The sequence below is a fragment of the Nonomuraea sp. NPDC048916 genome, from assembly GCF_040649575.1.
Lineage (GTDB): Bacteria > Actinomycetota > Actinomycetes > Streptosporangiales > Streptosporangiaceae > Nonomuraea.
In genome coordinates, this window is record NZ_JBEZFS010000003.1 from 213,771 (window position 1) to 228,791 (window position 15,021).

Annotated in this window: 11 protein-coding genes; 6 read left to right on the forward strand and 5 right to left on the reverse strand. The window is 72.2% G+C overall.

Translation table 11 applies throughout. The features are described 5' to 3' along the window. Positions 1 to 50: 50 nt before the first annotated feature. Together AB0C16_RS03965 and AB0C16_RS03970 are read left to right on the forward strand one after the other, a co-directional pair. Entirely contained in the window at positions 51 to 1,739 is a 1,689-nt protein-coding gene (locus AB0C16_RS03965) for an ABC transporter ATP-binding protein (protein ID WP_357678588.1), read from the forward strand. A gap of 2 nt (positions 1,740 to 1,741) precedes the next feature. Then, positions 1,742 to 3,499 carry an ABC transporter ATP-binding protein gene (locus tag AB0C16_RS03970; protein WP_357678590.1) on the forward strand — a complete coding sequence of 586 codons (1,758 nt, stop codon included), beginning with the start codon at positions 1,742 to 1,744 and terminating at the stop codon, positions 3,497 to 3,499. Positions 3,500 to 3,538: 39 nt separating this feature from the next. Here the strand turns inward: AB0C16_RS03970 and AB0C16_RS03975 are convergent, their stop codons facing one another. After that, complete coding sequence (locus AB0C16_RS03975; RefSeq protein WP_357678592.1) at positions 3,539 to 5,602, reverse strand: prolyl oligopeptidase family serine peptidase; 2,064 nt, start codon at positions 5,600 to 5,602, stop codon at positions 3,539 to 3,541. Positions 5,603 to 5,645: 43 nt separating this feature from the next. Here AB0C16_RS03975 and mshB point away from each other — a divergent pair, with 43 nt between their 5' ends. The 3 genes from mshB to AB0C16_RS03990 are packed head-to-tail and all read left to right on the forward strand — an operon-like array spanning position 5,646 to position 7,544. Further along, positions 5,646 to 6,602, forward strand: a complete 957-nt coding sequence (gene mshB / locus AB0C16_RS03980; RefSeq protein WP_357678594.1) for an N-acetyl-1-D-myo-inositol-2-amino-2-deoxy-alpha-D-glucopyranoside deacetylase — start codon at positions 5,646 to 5,648, stop codon at positions 6,600 to 6,602. Positions 6,603 to 6,613: 11 nt separating this feature from the next. Continuing rightward, the gene (locus AB0C16_RS03985; RefSeq protein WP_357678596.1) at positions 6,614 to 7,033 is read left to right on the forward strand and encodes a DUF6113 family protein; all 420 of its coding nucleotides are present in this window, start codon (positions 6,614 to 6,616) and stop codon (positions 7,031 to 7,033) included. 10 nt (positions 7,034 to 7,043) lie between these two features. Next, positions 7,044 to 7,544, forward strand: coding sequence for a flavin reductase family protein (locus tag AB0C16_RS03990; RefSeq protein ID WP_357678598.1), 501 nt, complete (start codon positions 7,044 to 7,046; stop codon positions 7,542 to 7,544). A 255-nt stretch (positions 7,545 to 7,799) separates the two neighbouring features. Here AB0C16_RS03990 and AB0C16_RS03995 read toward each other — a convergent pair whose 3' ends face one another. Continuing rightward, a complete protein-coding gene (locus tag AB0C16_RS03995; protein WP_357678600.1) occupies positions 7,800 to 8,657 on the reverse strand; it encodes a hypothetical protein in 858 nt (285 codons plus the stop codon). Between the two features lie 76 nt (positions 8,658 to 8,733). Between AB0C16_RS03995 and AB0C16_RS04000 the strand changes: the two genes are divergently transcribed. Next, a complete protein-coding gene (locus tag AB0C16_RS04000; protein WP_357678602.1) occupies positions 8,734 to 9,165 on the forward strand; it encodes a hypothetical protein in 432 nt (143 codons plus the stop codon). A gap of 2 nt (positions 9,166 to 9,167) precedes the next feature. Here the strand turns inward: AB0C16_RS04000 and AB0C16_RS04005 are convergent, their stop codons facing one another. From AB0C16_RS04005 to AB0C16_RS04015, 3 genes are all read right to left on the reverse strand, one after another. Continuing rightward, on the reverse strand, positions 9,168 to 11,699 hold the full coding sequence (locus tag AB0C16_RS04005; RefSeq protein ID WP_357678604.1) for a penicillin acylase family protein: 2,532 nt from the start codon (positions 11,697 to 11,699) through the stop codon (positions 9,168 to 9,170). 78 nt (positions 11,700 to 11,777) lie between these two features. Next, complete coding sequence (locus tag AB0C16_RS04010) at positions 11,778 to 13,148, reverse strand: cysteine--tRNA ligase (protein WP_357678606.1); 1,371 nt, start codon at positions 13,146 to 13,148, stop codon at positions 11,778 to 11,780. A gap of 33 nt (positions 13,149 to 13,181) precedes the next feature. After that, on the reverse strand, positions 13,182 to 15,020 hold the full coding sequence (locus AB0C16_RS04015) for a sigma factor-like helix-turn-helix DNA-binding protein (protein WP_357678608.1): 1,839 nt from the start codon (positions 15,018 to 15,020) through the stop codon (positions 13,182 to 13,184). Position 15,021: the final 1 nt, after the last annotated feature.

Below are 15,021 nucleotides of genomic sequence, written 5' to 3' on the forward strand. Positions count from 1 at the left end.
CCGAAAATGGTTTGCCCGGCCAACCCGGAGCTTGCCAACCTTGACAGGCTATGCGCTCCCTTCCTCAAGCCGATCCCGGCGTGCCCGACATCCGTGGTCCACTGCGCTACCTGTGGTGGAACGCGCGGTCCCAGCTGCCCTCGCTCCTGGCCGGCATCGCGTTCGCGACCGTCTGGTGGCTGGTGCAGGCGCTGGTGCCGGCCGTGCTCGGCAAGGGCATCGACGCCGTCACGGCCAAGGACGGCCGGGCGCTGCTGACCTGGTCGGCGATCATGCTCGGGCTCGGCCTGGTGCAGGCGGCCACCGGGGTCATGCGGCACCGGATGGCCGTCTACAACTGGCTGGCGGCCTCCTACCGCACCGTCCAGGTGACCGCCAGACAGGCCGCCCGGCTCGGGGCCACGCTGCCCAAGCGGCTGTCGACCGGCGAGGTGGTCAGCGTCGGCAACTCCGACATCGCCCACATCGGCAGCTCGATGGACATCCTGCTGCGCGGCACCGGCGCGGTCGTGGCGATCGTCACCGTGACCGTGATCCTGCTCTCCACCTCGCTGCCGCTGGGCCTGATGGTCCTCGTCGGCGTGCCGGTCATGGCGGTCGCCGTGGGTCCGCTGCTCAAGCCGCTGCACAGGCGGCAGAATCTCCAGCGCGACCTGACCGGCGACCTGTCCACCCGGTCGGCCGACATCGTGGCCGGGCTGCGGGTGCTGCGCGGCATCGGCGGCGAGCAGGTGTTCGCCGAGCGCTACCGCGAGGAGTCGCAGCGGGTCCGCCACGCGGGTGTCGGCGTCGCCAGGGTCGAGTCGCTGCTCGAGGGCGCGCAGATCCTGCTGCCCGGCATCCTCATCGCCGCCGTCACCGGCATCGGCGCCTCGTTCGCGGTCGGCGGCCAGATCACGGTCGGCCAGCTGGTCGCCTTCTACGGCTACGCGGTGTTCCTGATCGGCCCGATGCGCACCCTCACCGAGGCCGCCGACAAGCTGACCAAGGGCCACGTGGCCGCCCGCCGGGTGGTGCGGATCCTGTCCATCGAGCCCGAGGTGTCGGGCGGCACCGGCACGAGCAAGGGCGGCGTGCTGCGCGACGCCTACAGCGGCGTGACCGTCCGGCCGGGCGTGCTGACCGCCGTCGCGGCCGCCGCGCCCGAGGACGCGATCGCGATCGCCGAGCGGCTGGGCCGCTACGCCGACGGCGACGTCACCTTCGGCGAGGCCGACCTGGCCACGCTGCCGATCGCCGAGGTCCGCTCGCGCATCCTGGTCGCCGACAACGGCGCCCGGCTGTTCACCGGCAGGCTTCGCGACGAGCTCGACGTCCGCGGCGGCGCCTCCGACGAGCAGGTGGGGCAGGCGCTGCACACCGCCTGCGCCGAGGACATCGTCGAGGCCCTGCCCGAAGGGCTCGACGCCGAGGTGGCCGAGGCCGGGCGGGAGTTCTCCGGTGGCCAGCAGCAGCGGCTCCGGCTGGCCAGGGCGCTGCTCTTCGACCCGGAGGTGCTCGTCCTGGTCGAGCCCACCAGCGCGGTCGACGCCCACAGCGAGGCCCGCATCGCCGAACGGCTGGCCAAGGCCCGCGCCGGCCTGACCACGCTGGTCTGCACGACCAGCCCGCTGGTGCTCGACCGCACCGACCACGTGATCTACGTCGAGGACGGCAGGGTGCTCGCCGAGGGCGCGCACCGCGACCTGCTGGCCTCCTCGCCGAGATACGCCGCGACCGTGACCAGAGGGGAGGACTGACGATGGCCCGCGAGATCCTGCCCGTCGCCGACGAGAAACAGGTGCGCGCCTACGCCAGGCGGCTGACGCTGAGATATCCGCGTCAGCTCACCGTCGCCCTGGTCCTGCACGGGCTCGCGGCGGTCGCCGGGCTGGCCGTGCCCTGGCAGCTCGGCACGCTGGTGCAGACCGTACGCGACGGCGGCGAGGTGCGCGTCGGCCTCGTGGCCCTCGGCATCGGCGGGTTCCTGCTGCTGCAGAGCGTCCTCATCCGCTACGCGGTGCTGGCCTCGGCCCGGCTCGGCGAGAAGGTGCTCGCCGAGCTGCGTGAGGAGTTCGTCGACCGGGTGCTCGGCCTGCCGCTGTCGACGGTGGAGCGGGCCGGGGCGGGCGACCTGATCACCAGGACGTCGCGCGACGTCGACTCGCTGTCCAGGACCGTGCGGCACGCCGTGCCCGAGACGCTGATCGCGGTGGTCACCTTCGCGATCACCGTCGGGGCGGTGGTGCTGGTCAGCCCGCTGCTCATGCTGCCGATGCTGATCGCGGGCCCGATCCTGTGGTGCGCGACGCGGTGGTATCTCAACCGGGCCCGCGACGGCTACCTGCGCGAGAACGCGGCCTACGCCGACATGACCGAGGGGCTGGCCGAGACCGTCGAGGGCGCGCGGGCGATCGAGGCGCTCGGCCTGCACCGGCGGCGCGAGCAGCGCACCGACGACGACATCCGCAGGTCGTTCGGCGCCGAGCGCTACACCCTGCGCCTGCGCGTGATCTGGTTTCCGGCGGTGGAGCTGGGCTATGTCCTCCCGGTCTGCGCCACGCTGCTCGTCGGCGGGCTCTTCTACACCAACGGCTGGGTGTCGCTGGCCCAGGTCACCGCGGCCACGCTCTACGCCCAGCAGCTGATCGACCCGCTCGACCGGTTCCTCATGTGGATCGACGAGCTGCAGGTGGGCGGCGCGGCCATGGCGCGGCTGCTCGGCGTGGCCAACGTGCCCGACGACCGGGTGCCCTCCGCCACCCGCCCCACCGGCGAGCTGCTGGAGGCCGACGACGTCCGCTACGCCTACCGCGAGGGCCGCGACGTGCTCCACGGCGTCTCCCTGACCATCAGGCCGGGGGAGCGGCTGGCCATGGTCGGTCCCTCGGGGGCGGGCAAGTCGACGCTCGGCAGGCTGCTGGCCGGCATCCACGGCCCCCGCACCGGCGCCGTGTCGGTCGGCGGGGTGCCCCTCGTCGACCTGCCGCTCGACGACCTGCGCGGCCACGTCGCGCTGGTCACCCAGGAGCACCACGTGTTCAAGGGCACGCTGCGCGACAACCTGCTGATCGCCCGGCCGGGGGCCGACGACTCGGCCGTGCGCGAGGCGCTCGACGCGGTCGACTCGCTCGACTGGGTGCTCGGCCTGCCCGACGGCCTCGACACGGTCGTCGGCTCGGGCGGGCTGGCCGTCTCACCCGCGCAGGCCCAGCAACTGGCGCTGGCCCGCCTGGTGCTGGCCGACCCGCACACACTGGTGCTGGACGAGGCGACCTCGCTGATCGACCCGCGCGCCGCCCGGCACCTCGAGCGGTCGCTGGCCGCGGTGCTGGACGGCCGGACGGTCATCGCCATCGCGCACCGCCTCTACACGGCCCACGACGCCGACCGGGTCGCGGTCGTGGAGGATGGCCGGATCAGCGAGCTCGGCTCGCACGACGAGCTGGTCGCCGAGGGCGGCTCCTACGCCGCCCTCTGGGCCAGCTGGCACGGCACCCCCACGCCCACCCGCTCCTGAGCGGGCGGGCGGACGCCACGGGGGCCGGTGAAGGGGACGTCACCCGCCCAGCGACTTCTTCAGGAAGTCGACCTGGAGCAACAGCAGGTTCTCCGCCACGACCTCCTGCGGCGTCATGTGGGTGACGCCGGACAACGGGAGGACACTGTGCGCGCGGCCGGCCGCGAGGAGAGCGGACGACAGGCGGAGCGTGTGGGCCGCCACGACGTTGTCGTCGGCCAGGCCGTGGATCAGCAACAAGGGCCGGTCCAGCTTGGCGGCGTCCCCGAAAAGGGAGGAATTGTCGTAGACATCGGGGTGCTCGTCCGGGTGACCCAGGTAGCGCTCGGTGTAGCAGGTGTCGTACAACCGCCAGTCGGTCACCGGAGCGCCGGCCACGGCGGCGTGGAACACGTCCGGCCTGCGCAGGACCGCCAGCGCCGCCAGGAATCCGCCGAACGACCAGCCGCGGATGGCCACCCTCGACAGGTCGAGATCGTCGGGATACTGCTCGGCCACCCCCTGCAGGGCGTCGATCTGGTCCTCCAGCGCGGGGGTCGCCAGGTCGCCCAGCACCGCGCGCTCGAACGCCGGGCCCCGGCCGGGGGTGCCGCGCCCGTCGGCCACGATGACGGCGAAGCCCTGCTCGGCGAACCACTGGCTCTCCAGGTAGCCGCCGCGCCGGTTGAGCACCCGCTGCGCGTGCGGCCCGCCGTACGGGTCCATGAGGACCGGCAGCCTGCGTGAGCCCTGCTCGTGCCAGGACGGCAGCACCACGGCGGTGGCCAGCTCGCGACGGCCGGAACGGCCGAGCGAGACCCGCAGGTCGAGGCCGGGACGCTCGGCCGTCGACGGGATCGGGATCGCCACGCCGTCGCGGCGCACGACCGTGGTCGAGACGCCCTCGGCGTCGAGGCTCTGCTCACTGAGCACGCCGACGCCGCCGGCCATCCGCCCGGAGAACACGCCGGAGCGGGTCGAGACCGGCAGCAGCGAGTGGCCGTCCCAGGTCCACAGCTGGATTTCGGTGGGGTCGCCGCTCGCGGTGAACAGCACGCTGTCGTGATCGACGTCGAGCACCGCGCGCACCTGCAGGGTGGGCGGGGTGACCGCGCGGTCGCCGACGAACAGGCGGTGACCGCCGTCGGCCGGGGCCATCCAGACCAGCGACCCGTCGTCGAGGTGGGCGGGCACGCCGGCGACCACGTCGACCCAGGCCGGGTCGGTGTCCTCGCGGACCAGCGTGGACCGGCCGGTCGCCGGGTCGACCGCGAACAGGCGCAGCGCCTTCTGGTCGCGGGGCATCGTCACGATCGACAGGGCGTGGGAGTCCCAGGCGGCCGTCGTGAGGTATTCGTCGTCGTACGGCACCGCCACCCGCGACCCGTCGAGGCCCAGCACGAACAGCTCGGTGACCGCGTTGGGCGTGCCGGCGGCAGGGTAGCGCTGGACCGTCGCCGGCCGGTCGGGGTTGGCCGGGTCGGCGATGTGCCACGTGTGGACCGGCGCCTCGTCGACCCGCTCGACCAGGAGCGCGTCGCCGGACGGCGACCACCAGTGACCGCGCATCCGGTCCATCTCCTCGGCGGCGATGAACTCGGCCAGGCCGTAGGTGACCGTCGGCGACTCGGGCGTGGCCAGCGCGCGGTCATCGCCGGAGGCCAGGTCCTGGACCCGCAGGGCGCCTCCGGTGACGTAGGCGACCTGGCGCCCGTCGGGGGAGACGCGCGGGTCGATGGCCGGGCCCGGGATCTCCAGCCGGCGCGTCCGGCCGCTCGGCAGGTCGGTGACGTGGAGGGCGCCCGACAGGGCGAAGACGGCCGTGGTGACCGCGGTGTCGGTGGTGTAGGCGACCACCCCGCCCGCCTGCTCGCGGCTGCGCTCGCGCCTGGCCCGCTCCTCGGGCGGCAGGTCGTCGTCGGCGTCGAGTGTGCGCGGGTCGACGACCAGCCGCTCGACGTGTGTCTCGGTGTCGAGCTCCCACAGGCAGGTCACCGGGTCGGTGCCGGATCTGGTGCGGAGGAAGACGACCCGGTCGCCGTCGGGGGAGATCGTGAAGCCTCTGGGCACTCCGAGGGTGAATCGGCGGGTTCTGGCCGAAAGACGCGGGAAGCTCTCACTCATGGTGCCAATCCTGCCAGCAAGCGGGTTCGTTAGGCTCGGGCGCATGACGGAGAGCGAGGCGCCGTCCGGCGAGGAGATCGGCGGGCGTGACCACGGGCGTGATCGGCGGTTGCTGCTCGTGCACGCCCACCCTGACGACGAATCGATCGGCACCGGCGCGACCATGGCCCGCTACGCCGCCGCGGGCGCTCACGTCACACTCGTGACCTGCACGCTCGGCGAGGAGGGGGAGATCATCCCGGCCGACCTCGCCCACCTGGCCGCCGACCGCGACGACGCGCTCGGCCCCTACCGGGCCGGCGAGCTCGCCGCCGCGTGCCGGGCGCTCGGGGTGGAGGACCACCGCTTCCTCGGCGGGGCCGGGCGCTGGCGCGACTCGGGGATGATGGGCGCCGCCTCCAACGAGCGGCCCGAGGCGTTCTGGCAGGCCGACCTGGACGAGGCGGCGGGCGAGCTGGTCAAGGTCATCCGCGAGGTGCGGCCCCAGGTCCTCGTCACCTACGACGCCAACGGCTTCTACGGCCATCCCGACCACATCCAGGCGCACCGCGTCTCCCGGCGGGCCTTCGAGCTCGCGGCCGACCCGGCCTTCGGCGAGGGCGAGCCGTGGCGCGTCGCGAAGCTCTACCACACGGCCGTGGCCAGGTCGGTCATGCGGCGCTCGGCCGAGGCGCTGCGCGAGGCCGACGTGTCGTTCCTCACCGAGGACGTCGACGACGTGCCGTTCGGCTGTCCCGACGAGGCGATCACCACCGAGATCGACGCGCGGCCATGGGTGGGCCGGAAGCTCGACGCCATGCGCGCGCACGCCACGCAGATCAGCGTGCGCGACCCGTGGTTCGCCCTGTCCAACGGCATCGGTCAGGAGGCCGTCGGCGTGGAGCACTTCATCCTGGCCATAGGGGTGCCCGGCCCTCCGGTGCCCGGGCCGCCGGTCGAGGCGGGCGGGCTCGGCGAGCCGGGCGACCGCGAGAACGATCTGTTCTCCGGCATCCACTAATCTCGGTCGGCATGGAGCATCGCGGGCAGGCCGAGTCGGCGCTGGGTGGGGCGGCCTACGGCATGCTGTTCGTGCTGGGGCTCGTCATGGGGGTGGTGGGAGGGTTCACTCAGGCGGCCTGGCATCTGGGCCCCGTGCCCGCGGCGGCGATCGCGTGGCTGCTCGGGATCTTCGGCGTCTGCCTGGGAGCGGGCAGGCTGATGCGCGCCCGGATGGGGGTCGGCGTGACGGCCGCCGGATGGTTGCTGGTGTCGATGCCGTTCTCGCTGAAACTGTCCCAGGGGGACCTGGTCATCGCGGGTGGCCCCGCCGGATATATCTACCTTTATGGGGGCATCGTGGCCTTGATCGTGGCCTTCTTCCTGTCGCCCTCGGCCTCACCGAGCGGCTCCTGGCTGCTCCACGGTCAGACTCCGGGAAACCCGACGTAAAGTAATTTTCGTGCACCATGGTTCCCTCGGACAGCACATTGACCGGCAGAAGTACCGCAAAGTCGTCGGGCGATTCGCCACCGGAGTAGCGATCGTCACGACCAGGGTCGGCGACGTCGACCACGCGATGACCGTCAACTCGTTCACGTCCGTGTCGCTGGAGCCACTGCTGGTGCTGTTCTGCGCCGAGAAGGTGTCCCGCTTCCACGCCGCAGTGCTGCAGGCGGGAGTCTGGGGCGTGTCGGTGCTGCCGGCCGGCATGGAGGACGCGTCACGCTTCTTCGCCCACCGCGGCCGGCCCCTCGACGGGCAGCTCACCCCCTGGCCGCACCGGCGGGGCGAGTCGGGCGTCGCGCTGTTCGAAGGAGCCATCGCCACCCTCGAGGCCGCGACCTCGGCGGTCCACGACGGCGGCGACCACTCGATCATCGTGGGCGGCGTCCGCTCCCTCCACACCCCCTCCAACGCCCCACCCCTCCTCTACCACAACGGCCGCTACGGGTCTCTATAGCCATTTTTTACGGCCAAGCACGGGAAGGCCCACCCGCCGACCGGTGCCGGTTCCCTCCAGGGGAACGCTCCTCCGGTTCCCCGGCGGGCCGCCGTGACGTGCGCCCTGTGGGCCCCGGCCGTGGTGCCGTCTGGGCCGGGGCCTGATCCTCGGGAGTTCGTGGGCCCGGCCAGTGGCCTTCCACTGAACAACCCCCTGCGGTTCGCCCCTGGTCCCCGGGAGTCAAGCCCCCAGGGAGCCGGGGCGAACCGAGTGCTACTGGGGTGGGGGTTGTGGGGAGGGGGTTTCCGATGGGTCGGTGGGGAGGTCGGTTGGTGTGTTTGTTGGGGGAGCTGTGGGGGTTGGGCAGGTTGGGATCGGGTCCACCGGAGGTGGCGTGTCCGTCGGGACGTCGGTCGGGGCGCTCGTCGGAGCCGGGGTCTCGGTGCCCGGGAGGCTGACCGAGGGCGTCGGGGTCACTGCCGGCGAGGTCAGGAGGAACGGGGTCGCCGAAGGAGCAGGCGTCTCCGTGGGCGGGATCACCGGGCTCTCGGTGGACGGCCGGCAGGTGTAGGTGACCGTCGCCGTGATGGTCTCGGGAGGCGCCGTGACCGTCTCCGTGACCGTGGTGGTGACCTCCTGGGTCACGGCCTCCGTCACGGTCGCCGTGACCGTCTCGGCGGGCCCGGTCTCCGTGACCGTGGCCGTCGGCGTCGCCGTCACCGTGCGGGTCGGCCAGGGCAGCACCTTGACCTTGATCTTCGGCTTGCCGCGCAGCTTGTACGTGCCCTTGCCGAGCTTCTTGGTGGCCTGCCCCGCGCCCGTGGTCACGGGGAGCGCGGTGGCGGCCGTCTTGCAGGACTTGCCCTTGCAGACGCGCTGGCGGATCGTGAACCTGGCGGCGCCGTCGTACTTGACGGCCACGTCCAGATAGGAGGTGCCTTTCTTCTTGACGACCTTCGTCGTGGCGGTGTACTTACCGATCTTGGGGGTGGGCGTCGGCGCGATCACGACGCGGAGAGGGGCCTCGGATAAATCCAGAGGGTCGCTCGCCGAGGTCTGAGTGATCGCGATTCCGCCGGCACCGGCCAGAGCTAGGGCACCGACCAGCGCGCCCAGAATGGAAAATCTCATGATCCTGCTCTTTTAGGGAGATTTCAGGACGCCGATCATTATTCCGAGTTGTCAAGATTGGTCAAGACTGAGAGGCATGAACAGGCGACACAGGTTCCGCCGGGCGGTGAACTATCTGAATCTGGCCACTCCGCTAGGTTTGCTGATCTCCGTCGTCGGCGGCGCCACCCGGCAGGCCGGGCCCGACGGCCTCGTCCTCGCCTTCGGCTACCGCTACCGTTTCCCCATCGCGGGGGCGTTCACCGTGGGCAACGTCGTGCTGACCAGGCGAGACTCGCTCGACGATCGGCTCATCCTGCACGAGGGCAGGCACGCCACCCAGTGGGCCTGCTGCGCCGGGCTGCCGATGCTCCCGCTCTACCTGCTGGCCATGCTGCTCTCGGTGCTGCTCTGCGGGCACCAGGCCTCGTACAACGTGTTCGAGCGGCTGGCCGGCCTCGACGACGGCGGCTACCCGCGCGCCGCCCTGTGGTGGCGACGGCGCGCGGAGGAGCGGCAGGACGGGTGAGGTCAGGGCATGAGCCGCAGGGTGTGCACGGCGGCGTTGCGCACCGACTCCCACCGCGAGTACATCGGCAGCAACTCGCCCTTCGCCCAGAGCGTCGCCTGGTCCCAGTAGTTGTCGTGGAAGGCGTGGCCGGACGCGCCGGTCAGGTTGATCCAGCGTGACTTGTCCAGGTCGCCCAGGTCGACGACCATCCGCATCGACGGCACCGCCGTGACGGCGTAGCCCTTCTGGACGTTCCAGCCGGTCGCGTTGACCGCGTCCTTGTTGCCGGGCACCGGCAGCGGGCCGCGGTTGAACAGGGCCTCCACGGGCCCGATGCCCGAGGTGCCGAGCGAGCCGTGGGTCAGCGTCAGCTGGTGAAGGTCGCCCCAGCGCCAGGTCCCGATGTCGTCGCCGAGCAGCCCGGCGACCTCCTGGTAGGCGTCGGCCAGCGCCTGGCGGAGGATGTCGTCGCGGGTCTCGGTGCTCTGCCCGGTCGTGGTGTCGTCCCAGAACGGGTCGTCGGGGGCGTCGAGCAGCCGCCTGACGACCTCGTACCATCGGTCGCCGCCGCTCGGCCGGGCGCTCTCGGGCAGGTCGTCGTCGAACGTCAGCTTGAGCAGGTGGCGCCAGACCGCGTTGAAGTAGGCGGCGGGGGCCGAGTCGAGGCCCTGCGAGCCGTCCCAGCCCCTCAGCAGATCTCTGGCGCGCGCGCTCGGGCCGGCCAGCTCCACCTCCATGAGCGAGGGGACCAGCGTCGCGGCCAGGCCGTTGTGGGTGTCCTGCTGGATCCTGGACATGGTCGCCGCGTCGACCTGGCCCTTCTCGAGCTCCTGCTTGAGCCGGTCGATGATGCGCTGCGAGCGGTAGCCGTAGGACCAGTCCCTGGTCAGCAGCGGCTGGTAGCGCCGGGGGTCGATGACCGCGTTGTTGGCGGTGACGATGTAGCCCTCGGCGGGGTTCTCGACCGAGGGGAGCTGGTCGTAGGGGATCGGCGCGGTCTTCCAGTCGTACTCGCCGGTCCAGCCGGGCACCGGCCAGGTGCCGTCGCCCTTCTCGCGCACCGGGATCCAGCCGGGCGCCTGATAGCCGATGCCGCCCTCGGTGTCGGCGTAGACCAGGTTCTGGGCGGGCACGTCGAACAGCGCGGCCGCGGCTCGGAACTCGTGCCAGTCGGCGGCCTCGTTGAGCGCGAAGATGGCGTCGGCGGTCCGGCCGGGCATCAGCGCGGTCCACTGCAGGGCCACCGCGTTGGCCCCCTCGCCGGGCTTGACGTCGCCCATCACCTCGTTGATCAGCGGGCCGTGCCGGGTGCTCCTGACGTCGATCGTGACGGTGGCGCCGCCCGCCACCTTGATCTGCTCCCGCCTGGTCTCCAGCTTGACCTGCTCGCCCTGGTAGAGGTAGGTGCCGCCCGTGACCTGCTCCATGAACAGGTCGGCCACATCGGGCCCCAGGTTGGTGAAGCCCCAGGCGATCTTGTCGGTGTGCCCGATGACGACGCCGGGGACACCCGAGAAGGTGAACCCGGTGACGTCGTAGGCGCACCGCTCCGTGATCTCCCTGCAGTGCAGCCCCGCCTGATACCAGACCGACGGGAGCTGGGCCGACAGGTGGGGGTCGTTGGCGAGCAGCGGCTTGCCGCTGGCCGTGTGCCGGCCGGAGACCACCCACGAGTTGGAGCCGATGCCCTCATGATCGGCGCCGCTCATCGTGCCGGGCATGGCGTCGAGCGTCCTCTTCGCCTGGGCGAGCGCCGCCGCGCCCCGGGCGGCGGTCTCCGGCTCCTGCCGCCGCGGGCTGGCCTGCTGGTCGAAGCGTTCCTGGACGATCGCGCCCTGCGTGACGATCGGCTCGTGCTCGTCGAACGGGTAGCCGGGGTAGAGCTGCTCGACCCGCTCCCTGGGGAGCTTGGTGAGGGCGAGCGCGCGGTCGATCTCGTCCTCCAGGTTGGAGCGCAGGTCCCAGGCCATGGCCTTGAGCCAGGCGATCGAGTCGAGCGCGGTCCACGGCTCGGGGGTGTAGCCGCCGTTCTGCGCCTTGAGCACGGAGTATTCGAGGCTGCGGTCGGAGGCGTTCGGGTTCGCCTCAAGCCAGGTGTTGACGCCCTTGGAGTAGGAGTCGAGGTAGCGCCGGGTGCGCTCGCTCAGCTCGGGCAGCTCCTGCTCGGCCACCTGACGCCAGCCCATGGTCCTGATCGCCTTGTCGGTGTCGAGGGTGGCCGCGCCGAACAGCTCGGACAGCCGCCCGGCGGTCATGTGCCGCCGGAAGTCCATCTCCCAGAACCGGTCCTGCGCGTGCACGAACCCCTGTGCCATGAACAGGTCCTCGGACGTGTCCGCGTAGATGTGCGGGATTCCTGATTTATCGCGATAAATCTCCACGCTCCCGCTCAAGCCCGGTAACCTCACCGTTCCCTCCACCTGTGGGAACGACTTCCGTACGGTGTACACGAGCACACCCGAGAGCGCCACGGCCAGTGCGAGGAGGACGGTCAACACCCGGGCGAGCCAGCGCAACGGCCACGGCAGCCAGGCATAGGGCCTCAACCTCACGAATACCTCCAACCTCCCGCGGTGCCCCTAAGTCTGGCAGTCCGCGATCACTGCTCTCACCGCGACGGCGGCCGGCCGTCAACGCCCAGCGAGGACCCAGACCTGCCCGTCGGCCGTGTCGGACACCAGAACGCCGACGTCGGCGAGGGCGGCGCTCAGGCGGTCGGCGGCGGGCCAGTCGTGGGAGTCGCGGGCGCGGGCGCGCTGGGCGAGGAGCTCGGCCGCGCCCGGAGGCAGCACCGGAGTCCTGCCGATCTCGGTCGAGAGGTCGAGCGCCAGCACGCGGTCGAGGTGCAGGAACGACTCGAACTTGGAGCCGGGCGGCACCGACTCGTCGCGTTCGAGGTCGCCCAGGACGCGCAGCGCCGCGGGCGTGTCGAGGTCGTCGTCGAAGGCGGCCTCGGCGCGCTCGACGTAGTCGGCGGCCATCGGCGCGCTCGGCGACTCCGACCACTCGGCCACCCGGCCCCGCCAGCGCCGCAGGGTGCGGTCGGCGGCCCGCAGGGTGTCCCAGTCGAGGCGGGCCTGCCGGCGGTAGCGCTGCTCCATGAACGCCAGCCGCACGGCGAGCGGGTCGAGCCCGGCCTCGGCCACGTCGGACAGCAGCACCACGTCGCCGGCCGGCCCGGCCATCTCGCGGCCGTCGAACAGCAGGTGCTCGCCGTGCACCCAGTGCTTGACGACCTCGTGCCCGGCGGCCGAGTCGGACTGGGCGCGCTGGTCCTCGTGGTGAGGGAAGCGCAGGTCGACGGTGCCGGTGTGGATGTCGACGCGCTCGCCGAGGAAGCGCAGCGACATGGCCGAGCACCCGATGTGGCGGCCGGGGACGCCGCGGCCCCACGGGGTGTCCCAGGCCGGCTCGCCGTCGGCGGGCTTCCACAGGGCCCAGTCGGCGTGGCGGCGCTTGCGCGGATCGGCGTCGCCGTGCCGGTGACCGGGCTCGAGGGTGTCGAGCCGGTTGCCGGAGATCTCGCCGTAGGTCGGGAAGGTCGCGGCGTCGAAGAAGACCGAGCCGTCGGGGACCGTGTAGGCGTTGCCCTGCTCGACGAGCTTGGCGATCAGCTCGACCATGGGCTCGATCGTCTCGCTGGCCCGCGGGGCGTGCTCCGGCGGGCGGATGTTCAGCGCGGCCGTGTCACGCTCGAAGGAGTCCTCGTAGTGGCGGGCGATCTCCGTCATCGAGCGGCCCTCGGGCCGCCCGGGGATCCCGCCCCCGGGGGCCTTCGCGTCACCGGCGAGGTGGCCCACGTCGGTGATGTCGCGACAGACGACCATGCGCACGCGACGGCGTTCCAGGACCCGGCGGATCAGATCGGACAGCAGGTAGGACCGCAGGTCGCCGAGGTGCGCGCGCCGGTGGACGGTCGGCCCGCAGGTGTGCATCCGCAGGGCCCGCGCCGGAGCGATCTCCTCGGTCTGCCTGGTCCTCGTGTCGTAGATCCGCAACATCCTCCGAGCCTAGCCCTCAGCCCGCCCAGGGGGTCATCCGCCCAGGAAGCCGACGATGTCGCGGTCGCCGCGCTCGCGCAGCCGGGCCAGCACCTCGTCGCGGGAGGCCGTGTCGGGCAGCCCGACCCGGGCGCCGATCAGCCGCAGCCCTTCCAGCTCGGAGGTCACCGGCGCGGTGTAGCCGATGAGGTAGAGGGCCCGGTTCAGCGGCGGCATCCCCGCCGGGGCGGCGGGCAGGTAGCGGGTCAGCAGCTCGCCGCCGTCGGAGACGGTGAGGAAGACGTGGTCGCCCTCGCCGGCCTTGAAGTCGGCCAGCACGTTGCGGATCGAGCCCATCGTCGGCTGGTTGTGCCAGCTGATCACCACGTCACCGGACGGCGTCGAGGCGGTGAGCTGGCCGCCGGGCGCCATCCCCAGGTAGGCGGCGAACCCCGTGGGCAGCGGCGAGCCCGAGCCGCGCAGGTGCTCGGCGTTGACGTCCACCCGGTGCCACCAGCGCCCGTCACGGCTGCGGAAGCTGCGCCGGGTCTCCGACACGTCCTTACGCGGCTGGTACGGCTCCGCCTCGCCGGTGGGGGAGGTGCCCGCCACCCGGATCCACCCGCGCTGGGTCCGCTCGAACCCCGGCCCGCCCGAGTAGGCCCGGACCGAGCTCTCGCTCACGTCGTAGCGGGAGGTGAGGTTGGTGACGATGGTGCTGACCGAGGCCTCGCCGCCCGCTCGTTCGATCTCCCGGGCGATCATCTCCCTGATGCCCAGGTACTCGTCGCCGCCCCACCTGGTCAGGCCGTACTTGTTGCGGTCGACCCGGTGGAAGCGCCCGTCGGCGGTGAGCTGGTTGCGGATGCCGACCAGGCTGTAGTCCTCGCCGATGCGCTCCTGGATCTCCTCGGGCGACAGCGGGCGCCCGGCCACCAGCAGCACCGCCTCGGCCTTCTCGTTGATGCTGCGCGGCCACGGCACCACGTGCTGTTCGAGCACCCGCAGCTGCGGCACGGCCGTGATCCACCGCTCCGCCACGTCCTCGCGGATGCCGAGCTGGGTGACCATGGCCACGGCCTCGCCGAGCGGCCGGGGCCCGTCGGTGAACAGCTGGCGCGTCTTCTCCCGCAACTCCTCGGCCCCGCCCGCGATCAGCCAGCCGTCGGCCTGCTCGTACCCGGTCAGCAGCGTGCGCACGAACCGCCAGGCGGGGATGCCCAGCGTGCGCAGCTCGGCGCGATGCCACGGCACCGCCGCCGCCAGGTCGTCGGCGGGCACCGCCGAGCCCAGCCGGCCGCGCAGCCAGGTGACGTGCGCGACCAGGGCGACCGCCTCCGGCCCGCCCAGCCAGGCCTCCACGTGGTCGCGCAGGTCGCGCTCGATCTGCCTGATCCGCTCCCTCGTCACCGAGAACCGCTGCGCCAGCTCGTCGAGCGTGGCCCGCTGCACCGCGTAGAGCCGGTCGCGCGCGATCGCCCGCTGCCGGTCGTCCAGCGCCGCGAACAGCCCGTCGACCAGGTCGGGCAGCGGTTTGTCGGGGCGGGCCGGCGTGGGTTCGGGCGCCGGTTCGAGCAGCCGCTCGAGCACCCCGCCGAACAGCTTCTGCACCACGTCCTTGCCCAGCGTCTCAGGTGTCCGCTCCGCCTCGGCCGGGTCGGAGAAACGCAGCAGCGGCAGGATGTCGCCGACTAGCAGATGGCCCCAGCAGGTGACAGCGAGATCGGCGAGACGGCCCGCCACGGCCTGCGTGCCCACGATGGTGCACGCGCGGTCGAGGGGGATCGCCTGCCACCAGGCCTCGGGCAGTTGGGGATCCTCCGCGATCGGTGCGATCTGCCCAGGGGAGGTCCAGCGCAGGGGTGGCGCGAGGTCACTCAGGCTGAGGTTCATT